This window comes from Paenibacillus sp. HW567 (genome assembly GCF_000374185.1).
In the GTDB taxonomy this organism is placed as follows: Bacteria; Bacillota; Bacilli; order Paenibacillales; family Paenibacillaceae; genus Paenibacillus_AQ.
The window spans coordinates 2096568-2113065 of sequence record NZ_KB910518.1 but is presented as its reverse complement, the minus strand read 5'-3'; the positions used below and the strand labels follow the sequence as shown (position 1 = coordinate 2113065).

At 52.2% G+C, this 16498-nt stretch carries 15 protein-coding genes; 1 reads left to right on the top strand and 14 read right to left on the bottom strand.

From position 1 onward, the window contains the following. Nucleotides 1–72: 72 nt before the first annotated feature. The 8 genes from hslU to B212_RS0109445 all read right to left on the bottom strand — a co-directional run bounded on the left by hslU (nt 73) and on the right by B212_RS0109445 (nt 9930). Nucleotides 73–1473: an ATP-dependent protease ATPase subunit HslU gene (hslU, locus tag B212_RS0109480; RefSeq protein ID WP_019910396.1), complete on the bottom strand. Its 1401-nt coding sequence runs from the start codon at nt 1471–1473 to the stop codon at nt 73–75. 33 nt (nt 1474–1506) lie between these two features. Beyond that, the gene (gene hslV, locus B212_RS0109475) at nt 1507–2049 is read right to left on the bottom strand and encodes an ATP-dependent protease subunit HslV (RefSeq protein ID WP_019910395.1); all 543 of its coding nucleotides are present in this window, start codon (nt 2047–2049) and stop codon (nt 1507–1509) included. 42 nt (nt 2050–2091) lie between these two features. Further along, complete coding sequence (gene trmFO, locus B212_RS31165) at nt 2092–3456, bottom strand: FADH(2)-oxidizing methylenetetrahydrofolate--tRNA-(uracil(54)-C(5))-methyltransferase TrmFO (protein WP_442950101.1); 1365 nt, start codon at nt 3454–3456, stop codon at nt 2092–2094. Between the two features lie 17 nt (nt 3457–3473). Continuing rightward, on the bottom strand, nt 3474–5570 hold the full coding sequence (gene topA / locus B212_RS0109465) for a type I DNA topoisomerase (RefSeq protein ID WP_019910391.1): 2097 nt from the start codon (nt 5568–5570) through the stop codon (nt 3474–3476). A gap of 100 nt (nt 5571–5670) precedes the next feature. Continuing rightward, the gene (dprA, locus tag B212_RS0109460; RefSeq protein WP_019910390.1) at nt 5671–6789 is read right to left on the bottom strand and encodes a DNA-processing protein DprA; all 1119 of its coding nucleotides are present in this window, start codon (nt 6787–6789) and stop codon (nt 5671–5673) included. A gap of 199 nt (nt 6790–6988) precedes the next feature. Continuing rightward, nucleotides 6989–7918: a succinate--CoA ligase subunit alpha gene (sucD, locus tag B212_RS0109455; RefSeq protein ID WP_019910389.1), complete on the bottom strand. Its 930-nt coding sequence runs from the start codon at nt 7916–7918 to the stop codon at nt 6989–6991. Nucleotides 7919–7955: 37 nt separating this feature from the next. Beyond that, nucleotides 7956–9113 carry an ADP-forming succinate--CoA ligase subunit beta gene (gene sucC, locus B212_RS0109450; protein WP_019910388.1) on the bottom strand — a complete coding sequence of 386 codons (1158 nt, stop codon included), beginning with the start codon at nt 9111–9113 and terminating at the stop codon, nt 7956–7958. A 349-nt stretch (nt 9114–9462) separates the two neighbouring features. Further along, the gene (locus B212_RS0109445) at nt 9463–9930 is read right to left on the bottom strand and encodes a MarR family winged helix-turn-helix transcriptional regulator (protein ID WP_019910387.1); all 468 of its coding nucleotides are present in this window, start codon (nt 9928–9930) and stop codon (nt 9463–9465) included. 148 nt (nt 9931–10078) lie between these two features. On the opposite strand from B212_RS0109445, the gene B212_RS0109440 reads away from it, so the two are divergent. After that, complete coding sequence (locus tag B212_RS0109440) at nt 10079–10507, top strand: organic hydroperoxide resistance protein (protein WP_019910385.1); 429 nt, start codon at nt 10079–10081, stop codon at nt 10505–10507. A 112-nt stretch (nt 10508–10619) separates the two neighbouring features. Here the strand turns inward: B212_RS0109440 and B212_RS0109435 are convergent, their stop codons facing one another. The 6 genes from B212_RS0109435 to B212_RS0109410 all read right to left on the bottom strand — a co-directional run bounded on the left by B212_RS0109435 (nt 10620) and on the right by B212_RS0109410 (nt 16483). Then, nucleotides 10620–12317 carry a YifB family Mg chelatase-like AAA ATPase gene (locus B212_RS0109435; protein WP_019910384.1) on the bottom strand — a complete coding sequence of 566 codons (1698 nt, stop codon included), beginning with the start codon at nt 12315–12317 and terminating at the stop codon, nt 10620–10622. A 206-nt stretch (nt 12318–12523) separates the two neighbouring features. Next, nucleotides 12524–13033 (bottom strand): metallophosphoesterase, encoded by a 510-nt coding sequence (locus tag B212_RS0109430; RefSeq protein ID WP_019910383.1) that lies wholly within the window; start codon nt 13031–13033, stop codon nt 12524–12526. 83 nt (nt 13034–13116) lie between these two features. Next, nucleotides 13117–13524 carry a hypothetical protein gene (locus tag B212_RS0109425; protein WP_019910382.1) on the bottom strand — a complete coding sequence of 136 codons (408 nt, stop codon included), beginning with the start codon at nt 13522–13524 and terminating at the stop codon, nt 13117–13119. Between the two features lie 66 nt (nt 13525–13590). Next, nucleotides 13591–13977, bottom strand: a complete 387-nt coding sequence (locus tag B212_RS0109420) for a YraN family protein (RefSeq protein WP_019910381.1) — start codon at nt 13975–13977, stop codon at nt 13591–13593. Continuing rightward, nucleotides 13974–14276: an EscU/YscU/HrcU family type III secretion system export apparatus switch protein gene (locus B212_RS0109415; protein ID WP_019910380.1), complete on the bottom strand. Its 303-nt coding sequence runs from the start codon at nt 14274–14276 to the stop codon at nt 13974–13976. Before B212_RS0109415 ends, B212_RS0109420 begins: the two co-directional genes overlap by 4 nt. Further along, entirely contained in the window at nt 14273–16483 is a 2211-nt protein-coding gene (locus B212_RS0109410) for a hypothetical protein (RefSeq protein WP_019910379.1), read from the bottom strand. The genes B212_RS0109415 and B212_RS0109410 overlap by 4 nt, the downstream gene beginning before the upstream one ends. Nucleotides 16484–16498: the final 15 nt, after the last annotated feature.

The following is a 16498-nucleotide window of genomic DNA, read 5'->3' as shown; positions in this document are numbered from 1 at the left end:
CTCCATATTCTCCGATTTGCGGGATATCACTAATTCTTTTTACCTAATTTTGAAGTTCTATTGGCTGTCGCACTATAGGATATACTGGCTTAAATCGCGGTTTTGGGCGATTCCTGCCAATTTTTCCCGAACATACTCTGGAGTGATCACCATTGTATCCAAAGTTAACTCTGGCGCTTCAAAAGACAGGTCCTCCAGCAGCTTCTCCAAAATAGTATGCAGGCGGCGCGCACCAATATTCTCCATATTCTGATTCACCGAGGCCGCTATCCGTGCAATTTCATAAATAGCCTCTTGTTGAAACTGGATTTCGAGATTCTCAGTTTGCAGCAGATTAACATACTGTTTGGTGAGCGCATTCTCCGGTTCGGTAAGGATGGAAACAAAATCCTCTAGTGAAAGACTGCTCAGCTCCACCCGGATCGGAAACCGGCCCTGCAGCTCTGGAATGAGGTCGGAAGGCTTAGCGATATGAAACGCTCCTGCAGCGATGAACAGCACGTAGTCCGTCTTCACAGGGCCATATTTAGTCATTACCGTAGATCCCTCTACAATGGGCAGAATATCGCGCTGGACACCCTCACGGGATACATCCGGGCCGGAGCCTTTGCCTTGGCTTGCCACTTTGTCGATCTCATCAATGAAAATGATGCCTGACTGCTCGGCACGGGCAACAGATTCCTGGATCACATCATCCATGTCAATCAGCTTGGCCGCTTCGTCCTGGATCAGGACCTTACGGGCTTCACGAATCGGAAGCTTGCGTTTCTTAGTCCGCTTCGGCAGGAGGCTGCCGAACATTTCCTGCATGTTCATGCCCATCTGGTCATTGCCCTGTCCAGCGAACATATCCAGCATCGTAGGAGCGGTATCCTCAACATCTATCTCAATGATGTCGTCCTCCAGTTGCCCTGCCAGCAGCTTGAACTTGACTCCGCGGCGGCGCTCGCTCAGACTTCCGTCTTCAGCTTCTTCCTTAGTGTCCTCCGCCCCTGCATTATTCCCGCCGAAGATCATTTCAAAGGGATTGCGCTGCGACTTGTTCTTTGAGGATGCCGGCACCAGAATAGAAACAATGCGCTCGTTAGCCAGCTCTTCAGCACGATCCTTTACTTTTTCGGTCTTCTCCAGCTTTACCATGCGAATCGAGGTTTCAACCAAATCACGGACCATCGACTCCACGTCGCGCCCTACATAACCGACTTCCGTAAATTTGGTTGCCTCCACCTTGATGAATGGAGCGTTGACCAGCTTTGCGAGACGCCGGGCGATTTCGGTTTTGCCGACGCCGGTGGGTCCAATCATCAGAATATTCTTGGGTACGACCTCATCTCTCAGCTCTTCAGACAGCAGACTGCGGCGATACCGGTTGCGGAGTGCGACGGCCACCGATTTTTTGGCCTGCTTCTGGCCAACGATATATTTATCAAGCTCTGCGACGATCTGCCGGGGTGTAAGCGATTGATTCACCATTGTGACTTCCTCCCTTTTTCTGAGGCACCGTGCCTATAATTGTTCGACGATGATATTAGAATTGGTATATACGCATATCTCGGAAGCGATTTGCAATGCCTCTCTGGCTATTTCTGCCGCACTCAGACTTGGGGCATGCCGTTTGAGCGCCCGCCCGGAAGCAAGAGCAAAGTTGCCCCCCGAGCCAATCGCCAGCACATCATCATCCGGTTCAATAATCTCGCCATTGCCGGAAATCAGCAGCATACCATCCTTATCCATCACAATCATCAACGCTTCCAGCTTACGCAGAATACGGTCCTGCCGCCAATCCTTGGCGAGCTCGACAGCAGCCCGCTGCAGGTTGCCATGATGCTCCTCCAGCTTCCCCTCGAACTTCTCGAATAACGTAATCGCATCAGAAACAGAACCTGCAAAGCCCGAAATGACTTGTCCTCTGTATAGGCGGCGGACCTTTCTGGCCGTAGTCTTCATAATGACGCTTTCTCCAAAAGTAACCTGACCGTCCCCGGCTATCGCGGCCTGGCCGTTATGTCTTACCGCACAAATCGTAGTCGCATGAAAGCTTGGCAACATAATATAGCATCCTCCCAAAGTTTTGTTAGCAATTCTTCCTTGCTAAGATGGATCAGACTCAGCGGCCACAGGCTCTTTATAAGCAAGACCGGTAGAGGCCGCGAATTCGGCGAGACTATCCAAAGCACGGTGTGCAAGCAGTTCATTTTTTTCCTTTTTATTGCGGATTCTCTTCTCCAGCTTCGGCAGCAGGCCAAAATTGGCATTCATCGGCTGAAAATGCTCTGGATCGGCAGAAGTAATGTAAGCCGGCATGCTGCCCAGCACACTATCCTCAGGGAAAACCAGCATTTCCTCACCAAGCGCTTTTCTCGCTGCGTTCACGCCTGCAATCAATCCCGATGCCGCAGATTCAACGTATCCTTCGACCCCGGTCATCTGACCGGCAAAAAACAGCCTTTCCCGGCCCTTCATTTGATAGGTGGGATGCAGAAGCTTAGGAGAATTAATAAAGGTATTGCGGTGCATTACCCCATAGCGGACATACTCGGCATTCTCAAGTCCCGGAATCAACGAAAATACCCGTTTCTGTTCACCCCATTTAAGATGGGTCTGAAAGCCGACCAGATTATAAAGTGTCCCTGCAGCATTATCCTGACGCAATTGCACAACCGCGTAAGGCAGCTTGCCCGTATGGGGATTTAGTAGACCTACCGGTTTCATTGGTCCGAACAACGCCGTCTGTTTGCCGCGCTTCATCATGATTTCAATCGGCATGCAGCCCTCAAAATAAATCTCTTTCTCAAAATCCTTGAGCGCGGCTGTCTCCGCTGAAATGAGCGCATCGTAAAAACGGTCAAATTCCTCCTCCGTCATCGGACAGTTCAAATATGCCGCTTCCCCTTTGTCATAGCGGGAGGCCAGGTACACTTTGCTCATGTCAATTGTATCCTTCTCTACTATCGGCGCGGCGGCATCATAGAAGTAGAAATACTCTTCACCAAGCAGCCCTTTGATTTCTGCAGACAAGGCCGGTGAAGTGAGTGGACCGGTAGCAATAACCACAATCCCTTCCTCCGGTATATGCGTAAGTTCTTCATTTATGACTTCCACAAGGGGATGATTATGCAGCATTGTTGTAATTTCACCGGAGAACCCGTCACGGTCAACGGCAAGCGCCCCGCCAGCGGGAACTGCATGACGGTCGGCTGCGCCTAAGACCAGCGAATCCAGACGGCGCATTTCCTCCTTCAACACGCCTACAGCATTGCCAAGCCCGTTGGCACGCAGCGAATTGCTGCATACCAGCTCGGCGAACTGATCCGTATGATGTGCAGGCGTCTTCACGGCAGGCCTCATTTCGTATAACCTGACCGGCACTCCCCGCGAAGCAATCTGCCAGGCCGCCTCGCTGCCGGCGAGACCTGCCCCAATTACTGTTACTTTTGCTATATCAGTCAATTTCATTTCCTCCTGTAGAGCGTTTATTCCGCTATTTCTTCGTTGTCAAGAACCACCTCTGTGTGGTCACATGAAGTACACTGCAGCTTCGTTCCCTGCTTGCTGCGCTTCTCAACCATCCAAGAGCCGCAGACCGGGCACGGCTTAATGGATGGTCTATCCCAGGAGACAAAATCACAGCCCGGATACTGATCACAGCCATAGAAGACCCGCCCCTTCTTGCTGCGGCGTTCTACAACCTTCCCTTCATGGCACTTCGGACAGGTCACCCCGATATCTTTAACAATTGGTTTCGTGTTGCGGCAATCCGGAAACCCTGAGCAGGCCAGGAATTTACCAAAACGCCCCAGCTTATAGACCATAGGCTTGCCGCATTTCTCGCACAGCTCATCTGAGACCTCATCCTCAATCTCAATCTCTTTCATTTCTTCCTCAGCAAATACAAGCCGCTTCTCAAAGGATTCATAGAATTCCGCGAGAACCTTCACCCAATCCTCTGCACCTTCCTCTACATGGTCAAGATCCCCTTCCATGTGAGCGGTAAATTCCACATCAAGAATTTCCGGAAAAAACTGTTCCATCTGCTCTATGATCAGTTCTCCGAGCTCTGTCGGCATAAACTTCTTTTCTTCAATCGCCACATAGCCGCGTTTCTGGATGGTTTCCAAGGTCGGGGCGTATGTACTTGGCCGCCCTATGCCCAGCTCCTCCAGCGTCTTCACCAGCCGTGCTTCCGTATAACGCGGAGGCGGCTGGGTAAAATGCTGCTTAGGGTCGATTTCATGCTTAACGAGGTCATCTCCGGCCTTCAGCGGCGGCAAAAACTTCTCCTCATCCGTTGTACCGTCATCATTGCCTTCCACATAGACCTTCATAAATCCCGGAAAGGAAACCTTAGAGCCAACAGCTCTGAATACAGCAGACCCTGCATTTATATCCACCGAGAGCGTATCCAAGAGAGCCGAGGACATTTGGCTGGACACAAAACGCTCCCAGATCAGCTTATACAGCCTGAATTGGTCACGGCTCATAAACTCCTTGACCATCTCGGGTTCACGGAGTGCAGAGGTCGGACGAATAGCTTCATGCGCATCCTGCGCTCCAGCAGCTTTTTTTGAATATTGTCTAGGGGTCTCAGGAACAAATTTCTCCCCGTATTTAGCCAGGATCAGTTCTTTGGCTTCTTCCTGCGCTGTGGCGGACAGCCGTGTGGAGTCGGTACGCATGTAGGTAATCAAACCCACGGTGCCTTCTTTGCCAAGCTCAACACCTTCATAGAGCTGCTGTGCCACAGACATCGTCTTGGCTGCACGGAAGCCGAGCTTACGCGCTGCCTCCTGCTGCAGGGAGCTGGTCGTAAACGGCGCCGAAGGATGGCGCTGTCTTTCTTTCTCTTTTACCTCACTTACTTTAAAGGCGGCATTCTTAATTGCTTCAAGCACTTCCTGAACATCGCTTTCCTGGCCAAGCTCCTTCTTCTCGCCGTTCAGCTTGTGAAACTTGGCGTCGAAAATCGTATCCCGGATGCCCAGCTTCGCCGTAATACTCCAATACTCAGTTGGCACAAACGCCGAGATTTCGTTCTCGCGGTCCATGATAATCTTCACGGCAACCGACTGTACCCGGCCGGCAGACAAACCTTTTTTCACTTTCTTCCATAATAATGGGCTAATCTTGTAGCCAACCAGACGATCCAGAATCCGGCGGGCCTGCTGGGCATTCACGAGATCCATATTAATTTTGCGCGGTGTCTTGAAAGCATCCTTGACAGCCTGCTTGGTAATCTCATTGAAAACCACCCGGCACTCCTGCGTGTTGTCCAGATCCAGCGCATGCGCCAGATGCCAGGCAATAGCTTCTCCTTCGCGGTCCGGGTCAGCCGCCAGATATACTTTTTTCACTTTTTTGCTGGCATCCTTGAGTTCCTTCAGAATAGAGCCCTTACCGCGGATCGTGATGTATTTGGGACTAAATTGATTCTCCACTTCTACACCGATCTGACTCTTCGGCAAATCCCGGATATGTCCCATTGAAGCCTTTACGATATATTTACTGCCTAAATATTTGCCAATTGTTTTTGCTTTTGCCGGCGACTCGACAATAACCAACGCTTCCGCCATAGGTTGTTCCCCCTAAAATTTTGTAAGCATATGCTTCGTTTGACACGGTTCTCAGACACAACCCCTATCGAGAGCATTGCTTAACCCTGTTACTTCTATATTAAATTACCTTATAGATTGCCCCTGGTAATTGTGATACCGCTTTTTTTATGATTAAAGATAACAGAACTGAATGCAAAAGTCCAAAATCCCATCCCGTTCTGGTCAGCAGCTCATCCAGTGTAAAAGGGCCTTGATGCAGTATATGGTAAAGGTGAGACTCCTCACTTGTCAATTTCTTTTCCGTCAGCGTCTCTTGGGCTCCGCGTAAATTAGCCGCTGTCTTTGCTTCTTCCGGGAGCGCTGCAGGCAGGTAGGATATGTATTCTTCAACAATATCGGCAGCGCCGGTTACCAGCTTTGCCCCTTGCTTAATCAGGTCCAGCGCTCCCCGGCTTTTTGGCGAGGTTACCTGCCCGGGCACAGCAAAAACATCTCTTCCAGCTTCAAGTGCGGCATCGGCGGTAATCAGCGATCCGCTGCGGCTGTCAGCTTCGACAACAAGCGTTCCGAGGGACAGTCCGGCAATAATCCGGTTGCGCTGCGGGAACAGGCCGGGATGGCTCTTGGTGCCCAGGGGATATTCGCTAAGCACAAGCCCCTCACGTGAAATCTGCAGCTCCAGCTCCCGGTTCTCAGGCGGATAAACTTTGTCGAGCCCTGTAGCAACAACCGCAATCGTACTGCCCCTGCTCCTTAGCGCAGCTTCATGACAGACACTGTCGATGCCCCGGGCCAGGCCGCTGACTACAGTAAATCCCGCAGCACTCAGCTCCTCCGCCAGCAGCTCGCCCACCTTACGTCCATAGGCAGTCGGCACCCGGGTACCGACCATCGCAATGGCAGGATTGGATGCCAGCTCCAGCCGCCCTCGATAATACAGCACCCAAGGCGGCTGAGGCGCTTCTTTCAACAATGCGGGATACCCCTCATCCAGAATAGTCACCATCGCTACTCCGCTTTCCTTCATTAAAAGGTGACGTGCATAAATCCACTCTTTATTAAAATCATCAGCAAGCCGTACGGCTATTTTCGCGTTTATCCCTTTCTTTTCCCAATCCTCTGCACTACATAAAAATACATTTTCCGCCAAAAGTCCCGCCTGGTGTATTTTTTCTATAGTCTTCCATCCAACTCCCTCAATTTCATTTAGCCCAAACAGCAAGTCGCGTGTATCCAAGTCTATCTCTCCTCTGAGTGGAAGGATGAGCCTTCCTGGTTTATAAACTTTCGCAAAAATGTAAGATTATACAGCACATCCCAGACAGAGATATATCCGGACGGCAAAAAAGCAACCTTTTATCCCCATTAGAGAGAACAAAAGGTTGCTTACCTTTAAGTTAATTATACCTGATATTGACGCAAATGTATTCCAAATATTAATGCGCAGTAAAAGCATTCAGAATGCCGCGCTCTTCCAGGACACTCACAAGCGTAGCGCCCATTTCTGCAGGAGTTGGCGCTACTTTAATGCCGCAGGATTCCAGCATGGCAATCTTTTCGCTGGCCGTACCTTTTCCTCCCGAAATAATGGCCCCGGCATGCCCCATCCGTTTGCCCGGTGGCGCAGTGACTCCGCCTATAAAACCGACTACAGGCTTTGTCATATTCTCTTTGATCCAGACAGCAGCTTCTTCTTCTGCCGTACCGCCAATCTCACCGATCATCACGACGGCTTTGGTGCCCGGATCTTCGTTGAACAGCTTCAGAATGTCGATAAATTCCGAGCCTTTAACCGGGTCGCCGCCAATACCCACAGCCGAGGATTGCCCGATGCCGCGCTCAGTAAGCTGATGAACCGCCTCATAGGTCAAGGTTCCGCTGCGGGAGACCACCCCCACATAACCACGCATATGAATATATCCCGGCATAATGCCAATTTTGCACTCGCCTGGCGTTATAACCCCCGGGCAGTTGGGACCGATCAGCACAGTGGAACGCCCTTCCATGTACCGTGAAACTTTCACCATATCAAGCACTGGAATTCCCTCGGTAATACAAATAACCAGTTCAAGCTCTGCATCCACCGCTTCCATGATCGAGTCGGCGGCAAAGGCCGGCGGAACATAGATAACGCTAGCGGTTGCTCCGGTTGCCTTTTTGGCAGCAGCCACAGTGTCGAATACAGGCAGACTGACCTCACTACCGTTCTCCAGCGTGATGTTAACAAAGGTTCCACCTTTGCCCGGCGTGACCCCGCCAACCATCTGCGTTCCGTAATCCAGTGCCCCTTTGGTATGAAATAAGCCCGTCGAGCCCGTAATTCCCTGCGTGATGACTTTCGTATTTTTATCTACAAGAATGCTCATGCCTTGGTCACATCCCCACTTAAATTGTCGAATACGATTACACAAGAGAAACAATCTTACGGGCTCCGTCCGCCATGGAATCCGCTGCAACGATATTGAGTCCCGATCCGGCCAGAATCTGTTTGCCAAGCGCTACATTGGTGCCTTCAAGGCGCACAACAAGCGGTTTGGTGAGTCCAAGCTGCCTGGCCGCTTCCACCACACCGCTGGCAATGACATCACAACGCATAATCCCGCCAAAAATATTAACAAAAATCCCATTTACCTTATCATCGGATAAAATAATTTTGAATGCCTCAGTTACCTTCTCGGTCGTTGCGCCGCCCCCTACATCCAGGAAGTTGGCCGGCTCTCCGCCGTAATATTTAATAATATCCATAGTAGCCATTGCCAGACCGGCCCCGTTGACCATGCAGCCGATGTTGCCGTCCAAGGCGATGTAGCTGAGATCAAATTTAGAAGCTTCTATTTCCTTGGCATCCTCTTCATCGAGATCACGCAGCTCCTGAATATCCTTATGGCGGAATAAAGCGTTGGAGTCAAAATTCAGCTTGGCATCCAGCGCCATCACATTTCCGTCTGCCGTCACAACAAGCGGATTAATCTCGGCAATGGAGCAATCTTTATCCACAAAAGCCAAATACAGCGCTTGCATGAATGTAACAGCTTTATTGACCAGCTCAGTTGGAATGGCAATGCTATACGCTAATTTCCGGGCCTGAAATGTCTGCAGCCCTACTGCCGGATCAATGATTTCCTTGAAAATCTTCTCCGGATGAGTCGCTGCAACCTCTTCAATCTCCGTCCCGCCTTCCTCCGATGCCATCATGACAACACGGCCGGAGCCGCGGTCCACAACGAGTCCGATATAATATTCCTTAACAATCTGGCAGCCTTCTTCAATCAGCAGACGCTTTACTACCTTGCCTTCAGGCCCGGTCTGGTGGGTAACCAGGGTTTTACCGAGAATCTCTCCGGCGAAGGCACGCACCTCTTCGCTTGACTTGGCAACCTTCACGCCTCCGGCTTTTCCTCGTCCTCCCGCATGAATCTGCGCTTTGACCACTACCACCGGTGTACCCAGCGATGCTGCGGTTTCAACCGCTTCCTCCACTGAATAAGCTACTTTTCCGTTCGGCACGGCAACGCCGTACTTCTTAAGTACTTCTTTTCCCTGATACTCGTGGATATTCATACCGGAAGCCTCCTAAAGTGTGCGGTGGCATAAGCAGGCAGCCTGCTCCCATTCCGCTTTCCGTTTGATTGTCCAAAGCCGGGTCCAGACCGGTGAAATGCACAATATCCCGGTACATACAGAATACTTGTGCCGCCCTCTGCACGAAAACGGCACAATCTTCCGCCAGTGACACCCTAGCTAATTACAGTGAAAAACCCGCAATTACCAAGCTGCCATCATGTGAAACCCAGAATATTGTAACATGTTTTAAAAACGCTTTCCTTAAAAACTTTCACGATTTATACATATATTTTCGCTAAATTTCATGCCGAAATGCGAACGATTGCATTGACATTATCCGAACAAGCTATTTCGACGCACTGATATTAGCCTCATGAACACGGGCAAGCAGGCCCTTAAATTGTCCAAGCAGACCGACAAATTCATCGGCAGACAGCATTGTGCCTTCCACCATTCTGCCGGGAATACAAGCTGCGTCACTACGAAGCGACCAGCCTTGCTCAGTCAATGATATCAGCACCTTCCGTTCATCCTGCAAAGAGCGTTCACGTAAAATCAGGCCGGCAGCTTGCAGCCGCTTCAAGAGCGGTGTCAATGTGCCCGAATCCAAAAAAAGCGCTTCTCCCAGTTCTTTAACTGTACATTGGCGTCTTTCCCAAAGCACCAGCATTACAAGATACTGCGAATACGTTAAGCCAATCTTATCTAAATGCGGCTGATACAGCTTCGTAAACTCACGGGAACAAGCATAAATGGTAAAGCACAGTTGATTCTCAAGCAGCAGCTCGGGAGTTGTGTTATTTGTTTCTTGCATATCTTCTTCACCTGCCTTTATGTCATTAGTTTATCACAATTCTAATCTAATATCATGATAATAGCAAAAAATATATTGACTATTATTTTTATTGTGTTAAATTAAATTGTGTACAATACATTATGAAATGAACGGGAGCGATTTTATTATGATGACTATTCAACAAAAAATGTATGAAACTACGGTTAAAGCCGTTGGCGGCAGAAACGGTTATATTGAATCCGAAAGTCCAAAGCTAAACCTTACCATAAGTACTCCACGGGAAATGGGCGGAGCCGGCGGCGAAGGCACTAACCCTGAGCAATTGTTTGCAGCCGGCTATTCCGCTTGCTTCGACAGCGCACTTAACATGGTAGCCCGTATGGGTAAAGTAAAAATTGAAGGCAGCGAAGTTACGGCTACCGTAAGCTTCGGTAAGGTTGAAGACGGCGGATTCGGCATTGCCGTGCGGCTTGATGTTCTCGTTAAAGGCGTTGACAAAGAGACCGCTGCACAACTGGTGGAAGCAGCTCACGGAGCATGCCCTTATTCCCGGGCTACCCGCGGCAATATTCAAGTTGAGCTGAATGTGCTGTAAGCAAGGATCAGAATTCGCTTAGAAGCGCCCAAGCCGTCCGGACATTCCGGGCGGCTTGTTTTTGTAGGATCAAGAAAAAATCAACATAGTGAACCAGGTTTCCAAAAGGGTATCATTCCTCTGCTATGGCATGACGGTCCAGATTGCGGTACTGCACAGCCTCCGCTAAATGTGCGGAAGTAATGTCAGGCGCCGTTTCCAAGTCAGCTATTGTGCGGGCCAGCTTGATGATCCGGTCATGCGCCCGCATGCTCAGGCCGAGACTCTCCAGAATGTCATTAAGCAGCAGACGGCTCTCCTTGTTAAGCCCGGCGTAGCGCCGCAGGGCAGCCCCCGAAAGCTCACTGTTCCAGGAAATCGGCAGATTCTTGTAGCGTTCCGCCTGAATGGCCTGAACCTTGAGCACCTCAGAACGCATCTCTGCCGAAGATAACGAAGCCCCCTGCTCATCCCATTCCTTAGGGCGTGGTACATCGACCTGCATGTCAATCCGATCCAGCAGAGGACCGGAGATTTTGGCGCGGTACTGTGCAATTTTGGCCGGAGAGCAGGTGCATCTTTGCTGCACGCCCCCGCTTCCCAGATATCCGCAACTGCACGGATTCATCGAACAAGCAAGTAAAAATTGCGCCGGGAACGTAAAAGCAGCCCTGGCGCGGCTGATTGTCACCACGCTGTCCTCCAGCGGCTGACGCAGAACCTCAAGCACATTGCGGGAGAACTCGGGCAGCTCATCCAGGAAAAGAATGCCGCGATGAGCCAAGCTCACCTCTCCAGGCCTCGGGATTCCCCCGCCTCCGATTAATCCTGCCGCTGAAATGGTATGATGCGGGGAACGAAAAGGGCGGCTGCGCAACAGCCCGCTGTGGGCATCCTTCAGCTTGCCGGCAGCACTGAAAATCCGGGTTACCTCCAGCGACTCGGTATCGCTCAGCTCCGGCAGTATGCCCGGCAGACGTTTGATCAGCATGGTTTTGCCTGTGCCTGGCGGGCCCATCAGAACAATATTGTGCATTCCGGCCGCAGCAATTGTCAGTGCCCGCTTCACATGATTCTGGCCAAGCACATCACTATAATCCTCAGTCATCATATTCTCTGCGGCAGCGGCAGCAGCCGCACCCGTAAGCCCATATGACGGAACATATCTTAGGTGCTCCAATGTAAGCACTGTGACCGGAGGGCGTTCTGGCGCAGCCAAGCCTGTGCTGACAGAGACAGGGAAAGGAAGCTGACTCATCTGTAAAGAAGACGCCGGTTCTAAATTAGGGTCTGCAGATTGGCTGACTGCTATTATCCTATCCGTTTCTTGCATCGGCTGTGGCAACTGCCGCAGATGATCCGCAGTATACACCTTCATGCCGCTGATCAGCGAAGCTTCGGCGGCATTCTCTGCAGGCACCAGCACTGCCCGCAAGCCCGCCCGGCGTGCAGCTTCAACCATCGACAACACGCCGGTAACCGGGTGCAGACTTCCATCCAGTGCCAGCTCACCAATCAGCAGCATGTTCTGCGTATCAGGCATCATAAGCTGACCGCTGGTCGTCAGGATGCCAAGGGCGATCGCCAGATCGAATGCTGACCCCTCCTTGCGCAGGTCAGCCGGAGCAAGATTGATGGTGACGCGCTGCTGGGGATAACGGTAGCCGCAATTTTTGACGGCAGCACGCACTCGCTCCACAGCTTCGCGAATTGCAGAGTCAGGCAGTCCAATAATATTCGTTTGAGGGAGACCATTGGCGAGATCTACTTCCACACCGATCATTACGCCTTCAATACCGTATAAACACGCACTGTGCATCTTTCCATACATAACAAAAAAACACCTCTTCTCCCGAAATACGCTCACAGCAGAGCGGTATAAGTTCAAGAAAAAGGGTGCTTCCACAATTTTCCGAAAATTTTATTCCCTTAAGTATACAGGGATTTCCTTGATATTATCAATACCCATAGGCAATAATACTCACAATTCTCAGTGTTCTGCATATTTATGCAAATCAATCGTGAAGGGAACTTAGGTTAACCTTCCTCACTAACCACAACCGCATCCCTTATCTGCTGGAATGACAACGGAGTGTAGTCCCAATGCTCCACACAAAGGTTGAAGTAATTTTTCCCTTCGTATTTCTGCCCATGGATATGACCGTGCACATTCACGTAAGGCATATGCTTATTCATATACATTGGTTCATGTGAAAGAAAAAAGAAATCTTTGTAAATAAGAGGATATTCACTAACCTCATTAAATCCGGCCTCCAGCCACCAGCTCCGGCCGCGGCTGCGGTCGTGATTGCCGAGAATCAGTATTTTGTAGCCGTTCAGCGCGGACACGATACTGCGGGTGTCTTCCAGCTTCCGAAATGAGAAATCTCCCAGGTGAAATACGGTGTCCTGCGGAACTACAGTGGAATTCCAGCGTTCGATCATCACCCGGTCCATCTCCTCCACATTCTTAAACGGGCGGGATTCAAAATCAATAATCAGCTTATGACCAAAATGATGATCTGAGGTAAAAAAAACGTTAGACATTCAGTGTCCCTCCTGCTTGCTAAAAGACTCCGATGCCCCACACGGCCGGATGCTTCGGAGTCATGGATAATATATCGTTTGCTTCAGTATCGCTTAGTGGAACGCCGGTTATCCTCATCCAGATTAATCAATTCAGTAAGTGACGGAACTTCATCATGCTCAATGAGCCAATTCCGCATTTCCTTGATCGCCTCCACCTGTCCGTTGCCCTTATCCCGCCAGGTCAGCAGTTCAATAACCCGGATTAAAAGCGACAGCAGACTGTCATTGCTGCTCTGGGTTTTTTCCGCCCGGATTTTCTGGAATAAGGCTTCATTCTTCCAATCAATCAATATTTCATCGGCAATGGCTGGCCGCATAACGGTAAAGGTCTTGCTGCAATTGCTGCAGCAGACAACGGATACAGGCTCCGCGCCCAGATCCACTGCAACTTTGTTACCGCAATATTGGCAAGTAAAACTCACCTGTATATCAAATGGCTGATTTATCACGCAGACAGCCCTCCTCATGGCGGCTATGAACAATAACTGTAACACACAGAAACGGCTTCGCCGTCCTTAAAAAGCTTCGCGGATATGGCTGAGCGAAGCAACACTCATATCGTCATTCAACATTACGGAGATAACGTCAAATGAAATCTGCCGCTCATACTGGCCTTTCATATGCAAATATACCTGGGCAGTGGACCTCACCTGATGAATTTTCCGCTGATCTACCGACTCCTCGGGAGTTCCCTGCAGATTGCTGCCGCCGCGGCTGCGGACCTCTATAAATATGAGTGCATCTCCATATTCAGCAACAATATCCAGCTCACCGCTCCGGCAGCGCCAATTCCGGTCCACAACCCTGTAGCCCCAGGCAGATAAATACTGGACAGCAGCCGTTTCCCCGGCAGCTCCCTTTTGCTTGCGGCTATAATGCTCTCCGGCAGACGATACGCTCACTTCAGCCTCCGTTCCCCGGCAGAACGGTCACTCTGGTAGACATAGCTTAGAATCTCCGCGACTAACTGATACAACTGCTGAGGAATTTGCTGGTCAAGATCCAGCTTGGAGAGCACTTCCACCAACGCGGCATCTTCCTGGACAGCCACTCCGTTTTCTTTAGCCGTTTGCAGGATTTTATCCGCTATTGCACCATGTCCCTTCGCTACAACGACCGGTGCTTCGTTCTGGCCTGGAGTATATTTGAGCGCCACCGCTTTTTTGCGACTTGGTGTAACTTCGTTAACGGGTTCGCTCATATGCGGTAATCTACTCCTTTGTATGAATCCGGTACATAGTCAGCCAGCTTGCCTGCATTTCTGGCGAGGGAAGCTGCTGATGCAGGTTCAGGCAATGGTTCTGTCCGCAGACTAAGTAGCTGATACCCAATTGATTCCACCGCCGTTTTGATCTCCTCACGCCGCTCTTCCAGCAGCTCCAGTACCCACGGCGTATCGTTGTGCAGCTTCAGGCTGACTATCCGGTCAACCACCTGAACATCCACCAGCGTCTGGCCGAGCTGCTTCATATCCAGATCAAACCAGAGCCGGCAGTTCGCCGCATCCAGCTCACCCTTACGGCCCCGGCGTGACTGAATATGAACGGAAGCCGTCTCCTGTCCATCCGGCCCCTTCAACGGCAGGAACATCGTAACCTGCGCAAACGGCGCTGTGCGGTCCGTATTCAGCAGCAACTGCTGCCCGGTGAGCTGCTGCACCAGTTGGCCCGCGGCATCCTTGACCGCGGGCGGCGCATCGCTGCTGCCCAGAACCTGCAGCAGCAGGCCCTTCAGCGTGTCGGCGGCGGTATCGCCGCCTCCGACACCCACACTCGCCAGCGCCGCCGGCGGCAGCGCTGACTCACGCCCTGCCGCGGCCGCCGGCACCGCCGCGCCCCGCGCCTCAGCGGCGGCATTCCCGCCGCCGCCGCGCACGGCCTGCTGCTCGTGCTCCGCACCGAGCAGCTTCAGCACCCGCCCCACCCACGACTCCGTCTCGTGGGTGGGGGCGGGTCCCGTCTGCGGCGCTGCGGCCGCAGACGGACTGTCCCCGCGCGGCGCGCCTGCCGCGGGGGCCTGCTCTTGCCCCGCCGCCGCTGGCGGGGCCGTGGTGCCCTGCGGCTGCGCAGCCGCAGGGGCAGGGCCAGCGCCCGCCGTCGCGTCAGCGGGCGGGGCCGTGGCGAGCTGCGGCAGCGTGCCGCGCAGCTCGGTGAGCACGCCCTGCAGCTTCGCAAGCAGGGCGGCCCCGGCGGGTACCGCAGGCGAAGCTGCGGCACCTTTGCCGGCGGCGGCAGTACCCGCCGCCGCGGGCTCTGAGCGTTCCGGCTCCGCCCCGGAACGCCCTACCCCCTCTTCTGCCAACGCAGCAGAAGCAACAGAAGAACCGCTCACAGCAGCAGCACCTGCAGATGCAGCAGGCCTTGAAGCTGCACCAGTTTCACCATTTGCCCCTCTAGACAAAGTCCCGCTCTCTATAGATTCGCCGCCCTCCGCTTGCTGGGCAGCAGCCGTTGCGCCTTTCCCCATGGAAGCAGGCGGGGACTGATCCTCATCAGCAACCGAATCTCCGGCAAGCGATGGAGCCGGATTCCCGCCAGCAATTTCGGTCTTCACAGCAGGCGCAGGCTGTGTTCCGGACGATGGAGCAGCAGCTTTGGCAGCTTGAGGTTCCTCCGATACTTCACGAACCGAGCGCACAGTTGTTGCTTCCGCCACATCAGCAGCATCGCCAGCCGGTGCCGCAGCCCCGGAAGCTGCGTTCCCTCCTGCCAGAGGCGCAGCAGCGCCCGGAGCGAATGCTCCAGGCATAACAGCAGCAGGCTTTCCGACGCCAGCCGCACTTGAGCTTCCATTGCCGCTTGCTTCCTGCTCCTGCTGCATCCACAGACTGATTTCCGTCTCGAGAGCAGCCAATAGCTGATGAAGCTTTGGCCCGAATACCGCCTGCTGCAATCCCTTTACACTCTCAGTTGTAACCGGCAGCCCTCGTTTTACCGAAATCACTGCAGCCTCCAGCCATTCCGACACCGGTACATTTGCCGGTTTAGCATTTATTATTGCATCCAGCTTTGCCGCCGTTTCTTTTGTCAAGGCTACTCCACCGGATACCATAGCTTGAATAATTTCCCGGCCCGCTTTGGAATCTGTCAGGCCCAATGATTCCAATGCTTCTCCCATGCTCTGCGGGGAAGCCAGCGCTGCCTCGCCAAGGGAGACCGGCTTCAGCACAGGCAAGCCGCCTTCTCCTGGCGGCGCAACCTGCAGATTCAATGTTTGTCCCGGCTGCAGCGGCGTTTCAAGTTCCGCCCGGACCGGAGTGCCCTGTATTTGCACCACAGCCTCTTTACCGGAATCAGATACGCTGAGCACTACACCACGGACAACCTGGCCTTCCTTCAGCTCTACTGTCTTGGCTTCTCCCGCTTTAGTATCGCCAAGCAATCCGCGAATAACTGATCCGATATTCATCCCGTTTCCCCTCCC

Bases quoted from the DNA above. Each gene is read 5' to 3' on its own strand.
- trmFO (WP_442950101.1), bottom strand. From the start codon at position 3,456: ATGAAATTGACTGATATAGCAAAAGTAACAGTAATTGGGGCAGGTCTC.
- hslV (WP_019910395.1), bottom strand. From the start codon at position 2,049: ATGTTGCCAAGCTTTCATGCGACTACGATTTGTGCGGTAAGACATAAC.
- B212_RS0109440 (WP_019910385.1), top strand. From the start codon at position 10,079: ATGATGACTATTCAACAAAAAATGTATGAAACTACGGTTAAAGCCGTT.
- sucC (WP_019910388.1), bottom strand. From the start codon at position 9,113: ATGAATATCCACGAGTATCAGGGAAAAGAAGTACTTAAGAAGTACGGC.
- topA (WP_019910391.1), bottom strand. From the start codon at position 5,570: ATGGCGGAAGCGTTGGTTATTGTCGAGTCGCCGGCAAAAGCAAAAACA.
- B212_RS0109415 (WP_019910380.1), bottom strand. From the start codon at position 14,276: ATGAGCGAACCCGTTAACGAAGTTACACCAAGTCGCAAAAAAGCGGTG.
- sucD (WP_019910389.1), bottom strand. From the start codon at position 7,918: ATGAGCATTCTTGTAGATAAAAATACGAAAGTCATCACGCAGGGAATT.
- B212_RS0109445 (WP_019910387.1), bottom strand. From the start codon at position 9,930: ATGCAAGAAACAAATAACACAACTCCCGAGCTGCTGCTTGAGAATCAA.
- B212_RS0109430 (WP_019910383.1), bottom strand. From the start codon at position 13,033: ATGTCTAACGTTTTTTTTACCTCAGATCATCATTTTGGTCATAAGCTG.
- B212_RS0109410 (WP_019910379.1), bottom strand. From the start codon at position 16,483: ATGAATATCGGATCAGTTATTCGCGGATTGCTTGGCGATACTAAAGCG.
- hslU (WP_019910396.1), bottom strand. From the start codon at position 1,473: ATGGTGAATCAATCGCTTACACCCCGGCAGATCGTCGCAGAGCTTGAT.
- B212_RS0109435 (WP_019910384.1), bottom strand. From the start codon at position 12,317: ATGTATGGAAAGATGCACAGTGCGTGTTTATACGGTATTGAAGGCGTA.